This is a genomic window from Agrobacterium sp. 33MFTa1.1, from assembly GCF_004328495.1.
Classification (GTDB): domain Bacteria; phylum Pseudomonadota; class Alphaproteobacteria; order Rhizobiales; family Rhizobiaceae; genus Agrobacterium; species Agrobacterium pusense.
This window is the reverse complement of record NZ_CP036358.1, coordinates 1,827,114-1,844,873: the sequence shown is the minus strand read 5'-3', so window position 1 is coordinate 1,844,873 and position 17,760 is coordinate 1,827,114. Positions and strand designations below refer to the sequence as shown.

17 protein-coding genes are annotated in these 17,760 nt (G+C 61.4%); 6 read left to right on the top strand and 11 right to left on the bottom strand.

Translation table 11 applies throughout. The annotated features are described in order from the left end of the window. Positions 1–36: 36 nt before the first annotated feature. The gene (locus EYD00_RS09360; RefSeq protein ID WP_004443000.1) at positions 37–1,002 is read right to left on the bottom strand and encodes an MBL fold metallo-hydrolase; all 966 of its coding nucleotides are present in this window, start codon (positions 1,000–1,002) and stop codon (positions 37–39) included. Between the two features lie 86 nt (positions 1,003–1,088). On the opposite strand from EYD00_RS09360, the gene EYD00_RS09355 reads away from it, so the two are divergent. Then, on the top strand, positions 1,089–2,042 hold the full coding sequence (locus EYD00_RS09355; protein WP_004442997.1) for a LysR family transcriptional regulator: 954 nt from the start codon (positions 1,089–1,091) through the stop codon (positions 2,040–2,042). A gap of 19 nt (positions 2,043–2,061) precedes the next feature. Here the strand turns inward: EYD00_RS09355 and EYD00_RS09350 are convergent, their stop codons facing one another. From EYD00_RS09350 to EYD00_RS09330, 5 genes are all read right to left on the bottom strand, one after another. Continuing rightward, positions 2,062–2,475, bottom strand: coding sequence for a GNAT family N-acetyltransferase (locus tag EYD00_RS09350; protein WP_004442995.1), 414 nt, complete (start codon positions 2,473–2,475; stop codon positions 2,062–2,064). 89 nt (positions 2,476–2,564) lie between these two features. Next, positions 2,565–4,649, bottom strand: a complete 2,085-nt coding sequence (locus tag EYD00_RS09345) for a membrane protein (protein ID WP_004442993.1) — start codon at positions 4,647–4,649, stop codon at positions 2,565–2,567. A 1-nt stretch (position 4,650) separates the two neighbouring features. Continuing rightward, positions 4,651–7,461, bottom strand: coding sequence for a DUF4159 domain-containing protein (locus EYD00_RS09340; protein WP_004442990.1), 2,811 nt, complete (start codon positions 7,459–7,461; stop codon positions 4,651–4,653). Continuing rightward, entirely contained in the window at positions 7,458–8,384 is a 927-nt protein-coding gene (locus tag EYD00_RS09335) for a DUF58 domain-containing protein (protein ID WP_004442988.1), read from the bottom strand. The genes EYD00_RS09340 and EYD00_RS09335 overlap by 4 nt, the downstream gene beginning before the upstream one ends. Before the next feature lie 25 nt (positions 8,385–8,409). After that, on the bottom strand, positions 8,410–9,420 hold the full coding sequence (locus EYD00_RS09330) for an AAA family ATPase (protein WP_004442986.1): 1,011 nt from the start codon (positions 9,418–9,420) through the stop codon (positions 8,410–8,412). A 175-nt stretch (positions 9,421–9,595) separates the two neighbouring features. Between EYD00_RS09330 and EYD00_RS09325 the strand changes: the two genes are divergently transcribed. The 3 genes from EYD00_RS09325 to EYD00_RS09315 are packed head-to-tail and all read left to right on the top strand — an operon-like array spanning position 9,596 to position 12,113. Further along, positions 9,596–10,225, top strand: a complete 630-nt coding sequence (locus EYD00_RS09325; RefSeq protein ID WP_004442985.1) for a DUF1285 domain-containing protein — start codon at positions 9,596–9,598, stop codon at positions 10,223–10,225. Continuing rightward, on the top strand, positions 10,222–10,860 hold the full coding sequence (locus EYD00_RS09320; RefSeq protein WP_004442984.1) for an NUDIX hydrolase: 639 nt from the start codon (positions 10,222–10,224) through the stop codon (positions 10,858–10,860). The genes EYD00_RS09325 and EYD00_RS09320 overlap by 4 nt, the downstream gene beginning before the upstream one ends. Then, positions 10,857–12,113, top strand: coding sequence for a CCA tRNA nucleotidyltransferase (locus EYD00_RS09315; RefSeq protein ID WP_004442983.1), 1,257 nt, complete (start codon positions 10,857–10,859; stop codon positions 12,111–12,113). Before EYD00_RS09320 ends, EYD00_RS09315 begins: the two co-directional genes overlap by 4 nt. 26 nt (positions 12,114–12,139) lie before the next feature. Here EYD00_RS09315 and EYD00_RS09310 read toward each other — a convergent pair whose 3' ends face one another. From EYD00_RS09310 to hemF, 3 genes are all read right to left on the bottom strand, one after another. Then, on the bottom strand, positions 12,140–12,325 hold the full coding sequence (locus EYD00_RS09310; protein ID WP_004442982.1) for a DUF1059 domain-containing protein: 186 nt from the start codon (positions 12,323–12,325) through the stop codon (positions 12,140–12,142). Positions 12,326–12,444: 119 nt separating this feature from the next. Then, positions 12,445–12,711: a hypothetical protein gene (locus tag EYD00_RS09305; RefSeq protein WP_004442981.1), complete on the bottom strand. Its 267-nt coding sequence runs from the start codon at positions 12,709–12,711 to the stop codon at positions 12,445–12,447. 121 nt (positions 12,712–12,832) lie between these two features. Then, the gene (gene hemF / locus EYD00_RS09300; protein ID WP_004442979.1) at positions 12,833–13,744 is read right to left on the bottom strand and encodes an oxygen-dependent coproporphyrinogen oxidase; all 912 of its coding nucleotides are present in this window, start codon (positions 13,742–13,744) and stop codon (positions 12,833–12,835) included. Between the two features lie 128 nt (positions 13,745–13,872). Here hemF and EYD00_RS09295 point away from each other — a divergent pair, with 128 nt between their 5' ends. Continuing rightward, the gene (locus EYD00_RS09295) at positions 13,873–14,148 is read left to right on the top strand and encodes a hypothetical protein (protein WP_004442978.1); all 276 of its coding nucleotides are present in this window, start codon (positions 13,873–13,875) and stop codon (positions 14,146–14,148) included. 59 nt (positions 14,149–14,207) lie between these two features. Here EYD00_RS09295 and EYD00_RS09290 read toward each other — a convergent pair whose 3' ends face one another. Both EYD00_RS09290 and EYD00_RS09285 read right to left on the bottom strand, forming a co-directional pair. Beyond that, positions 14,208–15,860, bottom strand: a complete 1,653-nt coding sequence (locus tag EYD00_RS09290) for a Na/Pi cotransporter family protein (protein ID WP_004442976.1) — start codon at positions 15,858–15,860, stop codon at positions 14,208–14,210. Positions 15,861–16,033: 173 nt separating this feature from the next. Next, positions 16,034–16,507, bottom strand: coding sequence for a tRNA (cytidine(34)-2'-O)-methyltransferase (locus EYD00_RS09285; protein WP_004442975.1), 474 nt, complete (start codon positions 16,505–16,507; stop codon positions 16,034–16,036). A 234-nt stretch (positions 16,508–16,741) separates the two neighbouring features. On the opposite strand from EYD00_RS09285, the gene EYD00_RS09280 reads away from it, so the two are divergent. Beyond that, on the top strand, positions 16,742–17,617 hold the full coding sequence (locus EYD00_RS09280) for a phosphodiesterase (protein ID WP_004442973.1): 876 nt from the start codon (positions 16,742–16,744) through the stop codon (positions 17,615–17,617). Positions 17,618–17,760: the final 143 nt, after the last annotated feature.

The following is a 17,760-nucleotide window of genomic DNA, read 5'->3' as shown; positions in this document are numbered from 1 at the left end:
GCCTGACCCTTGAGGATCAGGCCATTCTGTTCGGCTTTATAGCGTCGTGTAATTCACCGGCAGCCAATCATAATTGGTGCTGTCGGTGCGCACATGACCGATGCCGGGGAAGGCGATATGCGCCCCTGCCACCAGATATTTGCCTTCCACCGCCTGTTTAAATGCCAGATCACGCGTGGCGACGGCTGCCTTCTGATCGACGTCGAATGCGACGGCGACATCAGGTTCATCGAACTGGAGGATATCGCCATGGGTAATATCGCCCCAGAAGACGATTTTCTGGCCGTTGCTTTCGAGAACGATGCCGCTGTGGCCCGGCGTGTGGCCGGCGTAAAGGACTGAGCCGAGACCGGGAACCGCCGCGGCATTGTCGCCGAACGTCTCGAACTTGCCGGCATCGATATAGGGCTGGATGCTTTCTTTGGCTTCGGCATAGCCCTTCTTCAGCGCCTCCGGTGCTGCCTTGGCCTTCGCCTCATCGAGCCAGAAAGCGGCTTCGCGCTTGTTCACGCGCAGGGTCGCGTTGGCGAAGACGCGCTTGCCATCCGCGGAGAGACCCCCGGAATGATCTGTATGGATATGGGTGAGAACGACGTCATCTATCTCATCCGCTTTGTAGCGCGAGGCTTCGATATTGGCGACGAGCCTGCCGAGGCTTGGGCCAAGATAGGAGCCGGTGCCGGCATCGATCAGCACCAGCCTGTCACCGGTGTTGACGAGAAACGCATTGACGGACGTAGGCGTCTCTTCCGGAAGGAACGCATCCTGAAGCGCCTTCGTCGCATGTTCCGTCGTGGTGTTGGTGTAGATTTTGGCAAGCGGCAGCGCAATGACGCCGTCCGAAAGCGCAGTAACTTCCACCTTGCCGACCATCAGCCGGTAGAAGCCGGGCGCCTGCGTGGCGACAAGCGGTGCCTTGGCAAATGCGACGGAGGGCGCAACAAAGGGGGCGGCGATGAGGGCGCTGGCGGCGCCTTTGAGAAGTGAGCGACGTGATGGCATTGAAGGCTCCTGGGTTTAGGAATGTCTTGAAACTTTCCGATCTCCAGTTAAGTGTAGGCAGGTTAGCAATCAAATCGATGTGACTTATGCAAACTATCGATCATTTCAATCTCCGTTCCTTCGATCTCAATCTCCTCGTCGCTTTCGATGCGATGATGGAAGAGATGAACGTCACGCGCGCGGCACGGCGGCTGAAAATCCAGCAACCTGCCATGAGCCATAATATCTCCACCCTGCGCACACTGTTTCAGGATGAGCTGTTCATTCGCGTGGGGCAGGAAATGAAGCCGACGGCGCGGGCGCTCAATCTGGCGGGGCCGGTGCGGCAGGCGCTGAGACAAGCGCAGGCGGCGGTGCTGACGGCTGATGTGTTCGATCCGGCGACCGAGCGGCGGACGTTCCGGCTCGGCATGTCCAGTGAGGTGGAGCTGCTGCTTTTGCCGGATCTGTCCGCGCGGCTGCGCGAGATCGCACCCGGTATCCGTATCCTTGCGCGCAACGGGCAACAGCAGGAAATCACCGCTATGCTGGATACGGGCGTGATCGACATGGCTGTCGGATGCACCTATTCGAAGGAGCAGCGGCACCATTGCGAACCGCTTTATTCTTCCAGCGTGCTCTGCTGCTTCAACCCGGCTCTGCTCGATCTGCCCAATCCCGTTGGACTGGACGCCTATCTGTCGGCCAAGCACGCGGTCATATCACAGACCGACAGTCTGCATGGCTGTATCAAGGACGCGCTGGAACTGACCGGACTGGAAATCGACGTCGTCGCCGCTGCGCCGGATTTTCTTTCCGTGCTGGCAACGGCGCGCTCCTCAGCCGTGCTGGCGACCGTGTCTTCGCGCATTGCTCAGCGTTATGCGCCCATGCTGGGACTGGAAGTGAGCCCGGTGCCGGTGACGTTGAATTTCCCGCCTGTCGCCATGGTCTGGACATTGCAGACCGATGCGGATGCGGGAGCCGTGTGGCTGCGTCAACAGATTCGCGAGACCATGGGACGCACGGTCGACAGCGAGGTGTCGGGCATCGCCGCCTGAAATTTGCGTGGCTGGCGCTCTAGAACCGTTTCTCCAGCCAGGTGATGGATTGGCCGCTGGAGAGTGGCCCAAGCGAACCGATCTTGGTGAAACCGTACCGCTCGTAAGTCCTCAGCGCATCCGGGTTCATCGTGTCGATATAGGCGCCCATACAGCCGCGCTTTTTCGCCTCGTCTTCGGCCATGGCCAGAAGTTTCGCGGCCGTGCCTTGTCCGCGCATCGTCTCCGGCACGAAAAGAAGCTGCACATAAAGCCAGCCGCGGGCGGTGTGGCCCACCAGGCCGCCGGTGACCTCATTGTCGTCATTGCGGATGGTGATGATAATGTCGCGTTTGTCGCTTTCGCCGAAACGAGCAAGATTATAGGCCACCAGAGGATCGCGGATGGCTTTTTCGGCCTCTGGATCGGCGGCATCGCTTAAAACGAAATTCATGTTCATCTTCCCCGGCCGCCGGGCGGTGGCCGTTTCCCGTTTACGTGCCGAGACGAGGGGAAAGCCCCACGATCTTTGCTGGAACGCCCTTACCGGCCTTCACGCCACCATAGAGCGGAGAAGGCAAGCAGCAACGCGCCTAGCCCGGCGAAACCTGCAAAGAGCGGCAGGGTGTTGACGCCTTTCAGCACCGTCTCGTCGGTCATGCGTATCAGCATGCGATCCTCATCGGCAACCCTGATATCGCCGCGGACCGGCAATATATCCGGCAGTGCGACCCGGCCGGAATTATCGGCGACACGGTGCACGCTGCCTTTGGTGGCATCTGCCAGCGGCTTCAGCGTTTCGGTCGTTGAAATCATCGCCTTGAATTCGGGTGCGTCCACTGCGCCAACATGGACGAGGGTGGTGAAATCGCCGTTCTTGATTTCGAACAGGCCGGTCTCATCCATGCGGCGTTCGATCCTGTAGAGACCGGGCTCGCTGCTGGTGAAAGCCATGTTTTCGGTTTTGCCGGAAGGGAAACGCACGCTGGCCTGACCGGGATCGTCACCGATGGTCTGACGGGTGATCTGCAGGGTGCGTCCGTTGGCGCGCGCCGTCAGCGCCTCTTCCTCAAGCTCGGGTTCTTTCATCAGCCAGTGGGCGATGCGGCGGTAAAGCGCCACATGCGGGCCGCCGCCCTCATAACCACGCGCCCAGAGCCAACCCTGATCCGACAACAGCATGGCGACACGGCCTTCACCCTGGCGGTTGAGCACCAGCAGCGGGTCCTGACCATCGCCCAGCATCACGGTCTGGCCCTGCGGCGGGTCGACGCTGATGGTGCGGAACCAGCGGCCCCATTGGGGCGGCTCGTTGCCTGATCCCTCTAGCCCTCGGGTGACCGGGTGTTTCTTGCCCGCTTCCGAAAGGCGCGGGTAGAAGGCGGCCTGATGCACCTGACCGGTCGGCTGCGCCGGCAGCACGGAGGCCAGAGGCGTCATGGCGATTGAATCCTGACCGGCATGTTCCGGCCCGGCGGCAATCAGCAGCGCGCCGCCTTTTTCGACATATTGGGCGATGTAATCGTAATAGAGGATCGGCAACACGCCGCGATGCTGGTAGCGATCGAAGATGATGAGGTCGAAATCATTGATCTTCTCGACGAACAGCTCCCGTGTGGGGAAGGCGATCAGCGAGAGTTCGTTGATCGGCGTGCCGTCCTGCTTTTCCGGAGGACGCAGAATGGTGAAATGCACCAGATCGACCGAGGTGTCGGATTTCAGGAGGTTGCGCCATGCCCGCTCGCCGGCGTGCGGTTCGCCGGAGACGAGCAGCACGCGCAGGTTCTGACGGATGCCTTCGATCAGATGAACGGCGCGGTTATTGGCAACAGTCACTTCGCCCGGGATTTCGGCGACGGAAAATTCCATGACATTGTTGCCGCCGCGTGGGACCTTGAAGCGGAACGGCGTCGGCTGACCGGGTGTCGCCTGTAGGGTGGCGATCTCTTCGCCATTCATCTTCACCGTCACCTCAGCCGCGCCACCGCCTGCCGGGCGTCCGTCATCGAAGACGCGCAGCGTCAGTTGCTGTTCCTCATTGACGATGCCGAAGCGCGGGGCGCGAACGATTTCGATACGGCGGTCGAACTCATCAGCCTTGCCCGTGATCAGGCCGTGCACGGGCGCGCGGAAGCCGAGCGCCTGCTCGGCGTTGGGCAGGGCATTGGGAATATCGTGAATCTGGCCATCGCTCAGGAAGATCGCGCCACCCACGCGGGAAGGCGACACATCGGAAACGGCGGAGGACAAGGCCGAAAAAAGCTGGGTCGAGGGCGAATCGCTCTCGCCATTGTCGCGCACTTCAACGATGCGCGGCTCGATGCGGGGGAAACGGGACAGCCGGTCTTTCAGCGCATTGAGCGCCGTATCCGTCATCTGCGGCCGGTCCTGCACGTCCTGGCTCTGCGAACGATCGACGATGACGGGGACGATGGTGGAAAGCGGCTCGCGCTCCTCCTGCGTCAAAAGCGGATTAGCGATGGCGGCAAGCAGGGCGGCGAGCGCGAGCCCGCGCAGCCATGCGCCACGCACGCCGCGCCACAGGCCGATGAAGGAAAGGAGAAGTGCTGCGACGGCCAGAACGGCGATCACGATCCATGGCAGGAAGGGGGCGAAGGTCAATGTCATGTCACTGCCCCAACCGTTCGAGAAGTGCCGGAACGTGGACCTGATCGGCCTTGTAGTTGCCGGTCAGCATATACATCATGATGTTGACGCCGGAGCGGAAGGCATGTTCGCGCTGCATCTCGTCAGGCGGAACGGTGGGCAGAACCGGTGCGCCCTGCGCATCGACGGCCCATGCGCCGGCGAAATCATTGCCGGTTATCATGATCGGCGTCACGCCGTCCCCGGAGGAGGAGAGGCCGGAGGTGGTCTTGGCGGCACCCTGACGCGATTCCACCCAGAGCGGCGAGCCATTGTAACGGCCGGGGAAATTGGTGAGCAGGTAGAAGGAACGCGTCAGGACGTGATCCTCCGGCACGGGCTCCAGCGGCGGAATATCGATATTGGCGAGGATCGCCTGCAAACGCTCGCCATTGGCGCTGGTCGCGCCGGTATCGAGCGAGGAGAACTGGTCACGCGTATCGAACAGCACGGTGCCGCCGGCGCGCATATAGGCGTCGATGCGCGAGATGGCGGCGCTGGACGGCATGGGCGCGGAGGCCGAAACCGGCCAGTAGATGATTGGGTAGAAGGACAATTCATCCTTGGAAATATCGAGGCCGACAGGCTGCCCGGGCTCCAGCGTCGTGCGCCAGGTCAGGAATTCGCTCAAACCCTGCAAACCCTGTTCTGAAATGCGGTCGACATCGTCTTCGCCGGTGCGGACATAAGCAAGATGGGTGGTGTCCAGCCGCTCGAATATCTGCTCGTCGCCGGGTTTGGGATCGTCGGCACGAGCATCGGTTGGCGACACCGCGGCAAAGGCGCCGAGGGCGAGGAGTATGCTCGCGGCCGTGGCGCTTCTGGCTTTCGGCAGGCGGGCAAAGGCACCGTTCATGAAAAGCACGATCAGGCTGTCGGCAATCAGCATCAGGAAGGCAGCGATGAAGAGGGCGGGACGCAGCGATTTCGCGGTTTCGCCGATCAGCGCTTCACTTGACGTGCTGACACCGGCGGCCGAGGTATCGAGCGCGCGCAGCGTCGCACCTGCCGGCAGAAGATTGAGAGCCACGAAACCATCCTCTGTGCCGTAAAGGCCGGGGGGATTGTCGAAACCGGTGCGCGGAAGCTGGCCCGCGCGCATTTCCAGCGGCCGGGCAGTGCCGATTTCGGCAGATAGCGCGCCTTCCGCCGTCAGCAGCCGGAAGGGTGGTAGAGCGGCGGCCGGGGCATTGGCGGAAGCCGAAGCGCCGCCCGCCTTGGACAATTGCACGATACGGCGAAGCATATCGACGAAGTGGCCTGATATCGGCAGGTCGGACCAGCTGGCCTCGGCGCTGACATGGAACAGCACGATGCGGCCTGCCTCGACGTTGCGGGTGGTGACGAGCGGCGTGCCATCGGCGAGGCTTGCCCAGGTGCGTTCGGCGAGGTCCGGTGTCGGCTCGGCCAGAACCTGACGTTTGACGAGAATGCCATCGGCTTTCGGCATGCCGGCGAAAGCGCCGAATGCAGGGAAATCGGCAAGCGGTTGCGGTTCAGCCCAGGAGAGTGCGCCGCCGAGCGCGCGTTCGCCCTGTCTCAGCGTCACCGGCACCAGCGGGTCGTCGGCGGGGGCTGCAGCAAGGCGTGGCCCGGCGAAGCGGATCAACGTGCCGCCGCCCGCAAGCCATTTTTGCATCGGCTCATATGTTTCCTGCGGCAGGCGGCCGATATCGGCCATGACAATGACGGAGGGGTTGGATTGCAGGATTTCCGGGATGGCCTGCGCCAGATCGGCCTGCCGCTGCGGAATGAGATCGACGAAGGGCTGAAGTGCGCGGCTGATGTAATAAAGCGGTTGCAGCAGCGGCTGGAAATCATTGCCGGTTTCGCCTGCCAGCAGCGCCACGCGGCGGCGGCGGAAGCCGTCATCGAGAAGATGCACTGCACCCGCCGTGGAAACACCTTCAAGGGAAAGACGGGCGAAATCGTTGCGCAATTCGAAGGGTGCTTCCACCGTTGCCGTTGTTTCAGCCTGGCCGGGGGCGAAGGTGGCGATGCCATTGGCGAGGATGCGGCCCTGGCTGTCCTGCGCGTTGACCGTCAACCGGGCAGCTTCCGCAGTATCGAGCCTTGAAAGCGAAACGCTCATGGCGTCGGCATTGTTGGTTGCGCCCGTTATCGCGGCAATGGCCTTGCCGTCGCCGCTGACGATACGGAATTCGGCTGGTGAAAGACTGGCCAGCGTTTTCAGGGCGCTTTCGTCCTGCGCCGTCTGCACGCCATCAGCGATATAGGCGAGGGTGCCGGGGGTCGTGCCGTTAAGCGCTTCGGTGATGGCTTCGGCCGTACGGACACGATCGGGCACGAGCGGCTTCGGTTTTGCCGCTGCCAGCTTTTCCAGGGCGACCGCTGTCGTTCCGGGTACGGCGTCATGTTCGGCATCGGCTGTAAAAGCGATGGCGACGGGGCGCTCGGCACGCTCTGCATCCCCGATCACGGCTTCCGCGGTCGCCACGCGCCGCTCCCAGTCGGGCGCAGACGCCCAGCTATTGTCAACCACCAGCACCAGCGGGCCGCTGCCGGCGATGCCGCTGTTGCGTGGATTTACCACGGGATCGGCGAGAGCAAGAATCACGGCGGCGGCAAGCGCCATGCGCAGCAAGGTGAGCCACCACGGGCTTTTCGACGGCGTTTCCTCGCGTTTCAACACCGTCGCCAGAATCTTCAGTGGCGGGAAGACCTCTGCCTTGGGGCGCGGCGGGGTCAGCCGCAGCAGCCACCAGATGGCAGGCAGCGCCAGCAAGCCGAAGAGGATGTAGGGGCTGGTGAAGACGAAAGGCAATGCGCTCATCGGCGGCCACCGCCTTGCCCACCGCCCTGTGCCGGCGCGCCGGAGAGATACATGTGCATGGCGACCAGTGCCTCGGAAGCAAGATGGTCGGTGCGGTGGAACACGAAGTTCCAGCCAAGACGGCGCAGCGATGAGGACAGCGCCTCGCGCCTTGCGAGATAGGCGCGGGTATAGTCTTCGCGAATGGTCTCGGCGCGGCCGGACACCAGTTTTTCGCCGGTTTCCGGATCGCTGAATTCGGTGCGGCCGGAATAGGGGAAGGTTTCTTCGGCCGGGTCGGCAATTTCCACCACGTGGCCGCGCAAGCCCCGCCGTGCGAGCGGTGAAATGCGCTCCATCACGGCCTGTGCATCATCGAGAAAATCACCGATCAGCACGATGTCGCTCGCGCCACGGATCATGCCCGTTTCCGGCATGCCTTCGGTCGGCGGCGCATGCATGATCGCGGTGGCGAGCCGTTCGGCAGCATTCCGGGCCGAAACCGGTTCCATGATACCGGGGCAGCCGATGCGCTCGCCGGAGCGCGCGAGGATTTCCGCCAGCGCCAGCATCAGCACCAGGGCCCGGCTTTCCTTGGAGACGGAACCGAGGGTCGATTTGAACATCATCGACGGTGACATGTCAGCCCAGAGCCAGATGGTGTGGGCCGCTTCCCATTCGCGGTCACGCACATAGGTATGATCGTCGCGGGCCGAACGCCGCCAGTCGATACGCGAGAGACTTTCGCCTTCGGCATAGGGGCGGAACTGCCAGAAATTTTCGCCGATGCCGCGCTTGCGGCGGCCATGCCAGCCAGCGGTGACGGTGTTGGCGATGCGCTTTGCCTCGACCATGCAGTCCGGCACCAGGGCAGCGCGCTGGCGCGCGCGCGCCAGAACTTCGCTACCCGGCGTCTTGTCTACGATCTGGCCGATGGATGCCACATGCAGTCCTTTCGCGAACGTCGCTTCAGTTCTTCGCCTGCTCCACGAGGGCAGCGATGACATCGCGCACCGACATGCCTTCGGCGCGGGCCGCAAAGGTCAGCGCCATGCGGTGTTCCAGCACCGGTTCGGCCAGCGCATAGACATCGTCAAGCGAGGGCGCGAGCCTGCCTTCGTAAAGCGCACGCGCACGGGCCGTCAGCATCAGCGACTGGCCGGCGCGCGGACCGGGACCCCAGGCAACGTTCTTATCGGTCAACTTGTTGCCGTGGCCGGGGCGGGCGGAACGGACGAGCGATAGAATGGCGTCCACCACCTTGTCGCTGACCGGCATCTGGCGGATGAGCGCCTGTATCTCCATCATTCGGGGCGCATCGATGACGCCGCGTGCTTCGCCCGAGGCGGTGCCCGTGGTGTCGAGCAGGATTTGGCGTTCGGCGGCAAGTTCGGGATAACCGACATCCACCTGCAGCAGGAAGCGGTCGAGCTGGGCTTCGGGCAACGGATAGGTGCCCTCCTGTTCCAGCGGGTTCTGCGTTGCGAGAACGTGGAACGGCTTCGGCAGCTCATAGGTCTGGCCGGCCATGGTGATGTGGTATTCCTGCATGGCCTGCAGCAGCGCGGACTGCGTGCGCGGGCTGGCGCGGTTGATTTCATCGGCCATCAGCAACTGCGCAAAAACCGGTCCCTTGATGAAGCGGAACGAGCGGCGGCCGTTTTCGTCCTGGTCCATGACTTCGGAACCGAGAATATCTGACGGCATCAGGTCCGGTGTGAACTGAATGCGGTTGGCGTCGAGGCCGAGCACGGTGCCGAGTGTGGTGACGAGCTTGGTCTTGGCAAGGCCGGGAACGCCGACAAGAAGGGCATGGCCGCCGGAGAGGATGGCGAGAAGCGTGTTCTGCACCACCTTTTCCTGGCCGAAGATAACCTTGGAGACTTCCGCGCGGATCGCCGCAATGTCGGACAGCGCCTTTTCGGCCGAGGCGATGATCGCCTTTTCATCGAGGGTTTCGCCGGTATTCATCACGCCCATGTCGCTCTCCTCATACCTTCGCCGCTGTCACATTTGCATTCCGGTTTTGCTGGCCGCCAGCCGGAACGGATTTTGCGCTGCATATAGCTTATTGCTCTCTTGGCCGCTGACAAGCGCCATTCGAATGACTATGTCGTGACTTAGTATTTCCTTATCGGCAAAGCGAGACTCGAATATGGCAGCGGAGACGATAAATTCGGCTGATGATGCGGCTGGCCTTGCGGCGTTGATTTCCCGCGCCGCGGAACAGACCGGTGACGCCAGGCGCGGACCGGCCCCGGTGGACCGCTGGAATCCACCCTTTTGCGGCGATCTCGACATGGAAATCCGGGCCGACGGCACCTGGTTCTACCTCGGCACGCCCATTGGCAGGGCGCCGCTGGTGCGGCTGTTTTCGACCGTTCTGCGGAAGGATGAGGATGGCAAAACCTATCTTGTAACTCCTGTGGAAAAAGTCGGGATCCGGGTCGTCGATGCGCCTTTCGTCGCCGTGGAAATGAAGGTGACGGTGGGCGAGGAGGATGGGGAGCCTGTGCTCACTTTCCGGACGAATGTTGGCGACGTGGTAGAGGCGGGGCGGGAGCATCCGCTGCGGTTTGAAATTTCGGGCGAAAACCGCGAGTTGAAGCCCTATCTTCTGGTCCGCGGCCGTCTGGAAGCGCTTGTCTCGCGAGCCGTGATGTACGACCTCGTCGCCCTCGGTGAAGTGATCGAGGTAAACGGCGTCGACATGTTCGCGGTGCGCTCGGGCGGCGTCGTTTTTCCAGTCATGCCCGCCAATGAACTGGAACGGCTTTCGCAATGACGATCACGACAATAGGCCTCAAGGCTTTTACTGCCAGCGACTTCCGCCGCCGGGTGCTGCAGGAGGGCGAGGGCGTGGCCGAGCGCGAAAATGGCGACCATGTCCTCAATCCGGGCGTGGTGCTGTCCGGGAACGGCATCAAGCTGAAAGACGCCGCCGTGCTGGTCCCCGTTATCGATGACGGCAATGATGCCCGGGTGATCTTCACCCAGCGCACCTCCACCTTACGCAAACATTCAGGCCAGATTTCCTTCCCGGGAGGCGGTATCGACGCCGAGGACCGCACGCCGGAAGAGGCAGCATTGCGCGAAGCGGAGGAGGAAATCGGTCTGTCCCGGTCCTTCGTGGAAACTGTGGGGCGATTGCCGGATTATATCTCCGGTACGGGTTTCCGGATAAAGCCGGTGCTGTCCGTTGTTCGGCAGGGCTTCGACCTCACGCTCAATCCGGCGGAAGTGGACGAAGTTTTCGAGGTGCCGCTGTCCTTTCTGATGAACCCTGAAAACCACGCGCGCGGTAGCCGCATCTTTCAGGGGAAGGAGCGGTTTTTCTATGAAATGCCCTATGGCGAACGCTACATTTGGGGCATTACGGCGGGCATCGTCAGGACGATTTACGAAAGGTTTTATTCATGAACAGCCTTGCCGGCCAGGACTGGTTCGAAAAACCGGCACTGAAGCGCATTTTCGCGCTTTTGAATGCCGATGGCGGCGAGGTGCGGATCGTCGGCGGCGCGGTGCGCAACGCGCTGATGGGCCTGCCGGTGGTCGATATCGACATGGCCACGACGCTGACCCCTGACGTGGTTGTTGCGCGGGCCAAGGCCGCGGGCATCAAGGCGGTGCCAACAGGCATCGAGCATGGCACGGTAACGCTGGTCATCGACGGTGAAGGTTTCGAGGTGACGACGCTGCGCCGCGATGTGGAGACCAATGGCCGCCACGCACAGGTGGCCTTCGGCACCGACTGGCAGACCGATGCCGAGCGGCGCGATCTCACCATCAATGCTCTTTATGCCGATGAAAAGGGCGAGATCATCGACCTTATCTACGGGTTGCCCGATATCGAAACCGGAACCGTGCGCTTCATCGGCGATGCGGCGACGCGAATTTCGGAAGATTATCTGCGGATTCTCCGCTTTTTCCGCTTTTTTGCCCATTATGGCTCTGGCCGCCCGGATGCAGATGGCTTGCGAGCCAGCGCACGGGCCAAGGACAGGCTGGCGACGCTTTCGGCCGAGCGGGTGTGGAGCGAGTTGAAAAAGCTGCTTTCGGCCCGCGATCCTTCCCGCGCCCTGCTCTGGATGCGGCAATCGGGCGTTCTAACGGAAATTCTTCCCGAAACCGAGAAATGGGGGATCGACGCCATTCACGGTCTGGTCGCGACGGAGCAGGCTCTTGGCTGGGCGGTGGATCCAATGCTGCGGCTTGCCGCGATCGTGCCGCCGGATGGCGAGAGGATGGCCTCTCTGGCCGCGCGGCTGAGGCTGTCGAAGGCAGAAGCTGCCTACCTTGCCCATTGGGCCGCGGCCCCGCCGGCAGATCCCGAACTGAAGGAGACGGCGCTCGACCGGCTGCTTTATCGTCAAGGTGTTGAAGGCGTGAAGACGCGGCTGAAACTCGCGCTTTCCTCCGCTCGTGCCGATATTTCGGCCGGCGAGACAGCCATGCAGAAGGCTGCGCGGTTTTCGACACTGCTGGCGAGGGCGGAGAAATTCCAGAAGCCCGGATTTCCGTTAAGCGGTGCAGACGTGATGGCAGCGGGCGTCGCGGCCGGTCCGCAGGTCGGCGAGGTGCTGAAAAGCCTTGAGGAAAAGTGGATCGACGTCAATTTCTCGCTTGACCGGGCAGCGTTGACCGCCCGGCTTAAAGAGATGCTTCAGAACTGATATTGCCAGAGCGCTGATACTACGGTTTAAGCCGCATTCGCCTCGTCGCGGATGCGGGCCTTGATGTTCTCGATCATATTTTCGCGGATAACGGTTTCGCCGTGGGCCGAGCGCATATGCTCCACCGTGCGGCGGACGACTTCAGCATCGTCATCTGCGCGTGTATGCCAGGCGCAGCCCGGCACGAGCGTTCCACATTCAAAAAGTCTCATGGTCTTGCCTCCCTGCTTCAGAAAAAGGCAGCATTGAAGTGACGTGCTGCCCTTCCGTTATGAAACAAAAGTCCGCCGCTTATGTTCCAAAGCGGCGTCCTTGAGCGCTGATACCGGACTTATTCGGGCATCGCCCAGCACTGGAAAACGGAGGACGTCCCGGCTGGCGGGATTTTTGTGCTGGGTCGTTCGTCGTTATCCGCGCGCTTCACGGCTTTTCCGGCGAGCGTGCGTTTCACCTGTTCGACATAAAAGGAATGCGGCAGTTCGCGATCGCCTGTTGAGCGCATTTCGGCGGCCAGGCGGTCAATCAATGCGGTGGTATCGATGGATTGCGATGCTCCCTCGGCGGAAGCAGAAATAGGCATGCTGTTCGAAGTAATCATGACGATAGCTCCTCCAGTACGTCTGCGGGAGGAGACTACCACTGCCTTGATTTTTCCATAAGTCCTAATTTACGCTATTTGCGACAAAATGGCTGATAAGCGTCAAATTTGCGTGAGGTTTTCACGGCCAGCGCACCACCGGCGGCAGGGAGGACAGGATCGATTCGACGTTGCCGCCGGTCTTCAGTCCAAAGATGGTGCCGCGATCGTAGAGAAGGTTGAATTCCACGTAGCGGCCACGGCGAATAAGCTGCTCGTCGCGGTCCTCTTCCGTCCAGTTCTGGTTGAAATTGGCGCGGACGATTTTCGGATAGACCAGATTGAAGGCCCGGCCGACATCCTGCACGAAGGCGAAATTGGCGTCCCAGCCGCCATTTTGCTCTTGCGGATGCAGCCAGTCGAAAAAGATGCCGCCGGTGCCGCGCGGCTCGTCGCGGTGCTTCAGGTAGAAATACTCGTCGCACCACGTCTTGTATCGTGGATAGTCCGCCACGGGATGGCGGTTGCAGGTGATCTCGAAGGCGCGGTGGAACAGCTGGGTATCGGCGTCCTGTTGCGTCCGCCTGCGGCCAAGCACCGGCGTCAGGTCCGCGCCGCCGCCGAACCAGTGGCTGGTGGTGACCACCATGCGGGTATTCATATGCACGGCCGGCACATTGGGATTGACCGGATGGGCGATGAGCGACAGTCCCGATGCCCAGAAGCGCGGGTCTTCTTCCGCGCCCGGTATCTGCTTGCGGAATTCCGGTGAAAATTCGCCGTAGACGGTGGAGGTGTGCACGCCAACCTTTTCGAAGACGCGCCCTTCCATCATAGACATCTTGCCGCCGCCGCCTTCACCATTGTCACGCAGCCAGTCTTTCTGGACGAAACGGCCCGGTTCCTGATCGGACAAGGGGCCGGTCAGTTCGTTTTCCAGGGTTTCGAAGGAGGCGACGATGGTGTCGCGCAGATGCTGGAACCATGCCTGGGCAACGGCCTTCTTGTCTTCAATGTCCTCGGGCAAGCCCTTCGGCAAGATCGGCCGTTCCATGTCTCATTCTCCTGCGGTGTAGTCTGTCATGCCGCCTCTAGCAGGTGTTTGCGCCGCGCACAAATTCGACTCGCCAAGTCAGCGTGTCGACACTATCTTTAAAGACGTAGGTGCCAGAGGTGAATATCATGACGAAATTTACCGGACCGCCGCCCCTCGACGGGCTGAAGCGCAGAATTGCCAATCACCGCAGGGAGCGCGACAGCGCCGGCGGCGAACAAAAGCGTGAGGGCATGTTCGTGCGGCAAACGTTTTGTCTGGGACGCGAAGAAGCCCGCGCCAAGGCCCGAGAATGGTTCGACAGCTTTCCCAAGGCCGCTTACTGGACTGAAGTGGAAAGCTGGCGGCAGCTGGAAGGTGACCGCATCGAATTCACCATGCGCCGGCTTCCCTCGGCAGACTGATTTTTAGAGTGCTTTCGTCTTTCCGTACCGAAAAACCGGGCGACGCTTCCTGAAATCCTCTAGGCGCGCGGCTCGGCGTATCGCAAACGGCTTTCGATCAGCACGCCGCTTTCATCCAGAATGGGGTGCGCCACCGAAACGATATGGGCGTTGATACGCTTGAGGTCGCGCAGCATGTCGAGATGCAGCGAGCTTGTCTGCATGCTTTCCGTCAGTCCATCGCGCAGCCGCTCCAGATGGCGGTTGGAGGATTGTTTTTCGAGGCGGCGAATATCCACCTTGCTTTCCATCAGCCTGCGGGCAAGTTCGAAATCGCCGGTCACCAGAATGCTCTGGGCGGCGCGCAGGTTTTCGATGGTCATGTCGAACAGGGTCTTCAACTCCTCATAACCGTCATCGGAAAATTTGAAGCTGTTCAGCACCTTCTTGCGGATCTGTTCGCAAATGCCCTTTTCGATGATGTCGCCGATATGTTCGAGGTTGATGGCATAATCGATGATTGCGATCGAACGGCGGGCATCCTCATCGTCAAGCCCCTTGCGGCCGAGCTGGGACAGATAGACCTTTACTTCCTGCTGGCGGCGGTCGACCTTTTTTTCGAGCAGGGATATTTCGGCAAGCGGCGCCAGGTCGTTGTGCTTGAAGGCGTTTTCGGCGCGGATCAGCATTCGCTCGATGCTGTCGCCGACGCTCAGGACCTCCCGCGTTGCATTGGCCAGTGCCACCACCGGCGTTGCCAGCGCCTGTTGATCGAGGAAATTCGGGCCGTCTTCGGCTTTCGGATCACCGGGAACCAGCTTCGCCATCAGATCCGAGATGAGGCCCGAGAAGGGCCATGCGAGCGCGGCCAGGATGACGTTGAAGATGAGATGGGCGTCGACCGGCAGTTTCGCGGGTGAAAGCGGCAATTGCTGCAGAAACTCCGCGCCATAGGAGGCGAGCGGCAGGGCGATGAGGCAGCCAGTGGTGCGCACCGCGAGATTGCCTATGGTGATGCGCCGCGCCGAGGCGGGGCCGGAAAGCGTGGCGATGACCGGAGGAATGGCGCCGCCGAGATTGGCGCCGAGAATGAGGACGATGACGAGGCCGGTGGAAAGCGTTCCGGTGGCCGCAAGCGACAGGATCAACACCACCACGGCAAGGCTGGAGGAGGAGACGAAGGCAAGCACCGCGGAGAAAATCAGCGCAACGGGCCAGGCCCCGTCGAGCAGGCCGATAAAGACGGCAAGCGCGGGCGAGGCGCGCATGGGCTCGGTCGCGCCGCTCAGCAGATGCAGTGACAAAAGCATCAGGCCGATGCCGATCAGCGCCGTTCCGCCGCCCTGCCTGGCGTTGGAGCTTCCCTTCTTGAGCACGATGCCCGCGAGGATCAGAAGCGGTGACAACCATTCGACGCCCGCCGCCACGATCCACGCGGTCACGGCGGTGCCGACATTGGCGCCAAGCAGCACGACCTGTGCCATGCGCGGCTTGATGAGATCACGTTCGGCGAAGGAGGCGACGGTGAGAGCGGTTGCCGTGGAGCTCTGCAGCGCGACGGTGGCGAAGAAGCCGGAAAAGAAGGATCGGGGCCCGTTCTGGGTGCCGGTGGCGAGTACGCTCCTCAGTTTCATGCCAAAGGCACGGGTCACGCCATCCTTCACCTGGGCGAGGCCGAAGAGCAGCAGCGCGACCGCGCCGAGAAGATTGACGATGACAATGGTGGACTGCATGCGACGTCTCCACACACCCGCCGGCGGACCGTCTCGGCGAGGGCGATTTTTATTGTCCGGCTAATCAGTATAGGAGCGTGAACGCCTCCGGTACAGGCCGGGTTGCGACAGTTTCGCGGCAAAAACGGCCAATTTTCAAATTTGCCTGAAAAATTGGCTGTAAAGATGGCAGGTCAGGACCATGAGGTCTGGCGCAAGGCCTCGCCGGTGACCATCGCAGCCGACATCGCAACGTTGATCGAGCGCTGCCCGGCGACCATCGGAATGATGATTCGCTCATCCGCCTTTTCATGCACGTGATCAGGCACGCCCGCACTTTCGCGGCCAAAGAGCAGGATATCGTCGGCACGATAGGTGATATCGGTATAGGGCTGGGCTGCCTTGGTGGAGGCGAGGACGAGCCGCCGGCCGGTGGTTGCCCGCCATTCCTCGAAGCGATCCCAGCTGACATGGCGCGTGAGGGCCGCCGCCGCAATGTAGTCCATGCCGGCCCGTTTCAGATTGCGATCCGAGATGTCGAAACCTGCGGGTTCGATGATGTCGACGCCAAGGCCAAGGCAGGCGGCCAGCCGCAGGATGGTGCCGGTATTGCCGGGAATGTCGGGCTGGTAAAGGGCGATTCTGATTTCGGTCGTGGTGCCGGACATGGAGATCTCACTGCGGTTGCTGTGCTCGTCCGATTATCACGCGCAGGCAAGGGACGACAGGCAGTTTGCGAAAAGTCCCTCTCGGGTGCCATTCCAGACCGGATATTCATGCGCGTGACACACTGGGCGGCTACCCATTCACCAGTACATCATCAGGCTTGCCCGAACCATCGGGAACGGTTGACGTCGGCCTACTTGAGCCGGATCTTCTGCACGCAGCAACAGGGGGATAGCATGTCCGAACGGGTGAATTTCGTCCATCTGACCGATCTGCATGTGGGCAATCCGCAGGTGCAGGATGACGATCTTTATTCAGAGACCTCGGCCACGCTTTCCACGACGCTTGCGCAGATCAAGGCGCTGGTGCCGCCGCCCGAATTCATCGTCGTCAGCGGCGATCTGACCAATCGGGGCGATGCCGGCAGCTATGAGGAGCTCAAGCGTCTGATAAAGGAAGCGGAACTCGGTATGCCTGTGCTTTTCGCGCTCGGCAATCACGACCGCCGCGATGGATTTTATCCCGTGATGCTCGATCGCCACGAGGATCTGGACGAGCCCTATGACCATGCCGAGGTGATTGCCGGCATTCACATCATCGTCATGGACACCAGCGTTCCCGGCAAGGTTGGGGGGGCTTTCGAACCCGGACAGGTCGAATGGCTTGAGGATGAGCTGGAAAACCATCCCGAATTGCCGAAGCTGCTGGTGATGCACCATGCGCCGGCGCTTGATTTCGACCGTCCCGATGCGGAGTGGGAATCCCTGTCCTTTGACGATACCGAGATTCTGGACGAGCTGCTGTTCGAACATGACGTCATTGGTATTCTGGCAGGCCACATCCATTACGACCGCATGTCACACTGGCAGGGCATTCCCATCGTGGTCGGTATCGGCCAGCATTTCGCGACCGATCCTCTGTGGCTGCATGAGGGCGTACGCATGCTCTCCGGCGCATCTTTCGCCATCGGCACGATAAGGGATACGGGTCTGACCGTTACCTTTGCCCCGCAGCCCAGCGACCGTCGGGAACTCAAGCGCCATACTCAGGCCGGAATGATCGAGTTGATCACGGAATATGAGAGTGGTCAGGCGCAGGACGCAGCCGAATAAGGCGGTGCAGCACGGCAGGCGGTGGTCGGAAACCTTTGCGGGTAAATCCGTCCCTTTGTGCTACTCGAACATCTCGAGTTTTCGAGCGTGTCGGTGTCTTTCCGGCTGGTCATTGCTTAATTTTTGCGCTACAAGGCCATATC

Coding starts and splice junctions, on each gene's coding strand:
- EYD00_RS09295 (WP_004442978.1), top strand. CDS start 13,873: ATGACGAAATTTACCGGACCGCCGCCCCTCGACGGGCTGAAGCGCAGA.
- EYD00_RS09280 (WP_004442973.1), top strand. CDS start 16,742: ATGTCCGAACGGGTGAATTTCGTCCATCTGACCGATCTGCATGTGGGC.
- EYD00_RS09290 (WP_004442976.1), bottom strand. CDS start 15,860: ATGCAGTCCACCATTGTCATCGTCAATCTTCTCGGCGCGGTCGCGCTG.
- EYD00_RS09360 (WP_004443000.1), bottom strand. CDS start 1,002: ATGCCATCACGTCGCTCACTTCTCAAAGGCGCCGCCAGCGCCCTCATC.
- EYD00_RS09330 (WP_004442986.1), bottom strand. CDS start 9,420: ATGGGCGTGATGAATACCGGCGAAACCCTCGATGAAAAGGCGATCATC.
- EYD00_RS09305 (WP_004442981.1), bottom strand. CDS start 12,711: ATGATTACTTCGAACAGCATGCCTATTTCTGCTTCCGCCGAGGGAGCA.
- EYD00_RS09355 (WP_004442997.1), top strand. CDS start 1,089: ATGCAAACTATCGATCATTTCAATCTCCGTTCCTTCGATCTCAATCTC.
- EYD00_RS09325 (WP_004442985.1), top strand. CDS start 9,596: ATGGCAGCGGAGACGATAAATTCGGCTGATGATGCGGCTGGCCTTGCG.
- hemF (WP_004442979.1), bottom strand. CDS start 13,744: ATGGAACGGCCGATCTTGCCGAAGGGCTTGCCCGAGGACATTGAAGAC.
- EYD00_RS09310 (WP_004442982.1), bottom strand. CDS start 12,325: ATGAGACTTTTTGAATGTGGAACGCTCGTGCCGGGCTGCGCCTGGCAT.
- EYD00_RS09345 (WP_004442993.1), bottom strand. CDS start 4,649: ATGACATTGACCTTCGCCCCCTTCCTGCCATGGATCGTGATCGCCGTT.
- EYD00_RS09320 (WP_004442984.1), top strand. CDS start 10,222: ATGACGATCACGACAATAGGCCTCAAGGCTTTTACTGCCAGCGACTTC.
- EYD00_RS09340 (WP_004442990.1), bottom strand. CDS start 7,461: ATGAGCGCATTGCCTTTCGTCTTCACCAGCCCCTACATCCTCTTCGGC.
- EYD00_RS09315 (WP_004442983.1), top strand. CDS start 10,857: ATGAACAGCCTTGCCGGCCAGGACTGGTTCGAAAAACCGGCACTGAAG.
- EYD00_RS09285 (WP_004442975.1), bottom strand. CDS start 16,507: ATGTCCGGCACCACGACCGAAATCAGAATCGCCCTTTACCAGCCCGAC.
- EYD00_RS09350 (WP_004442995.1), bottom strand. CDS start 2,475: ATGAATTTCGTTTTAAGCGATGCCGCCGATCCAGAGGCCGAAAAAGCC.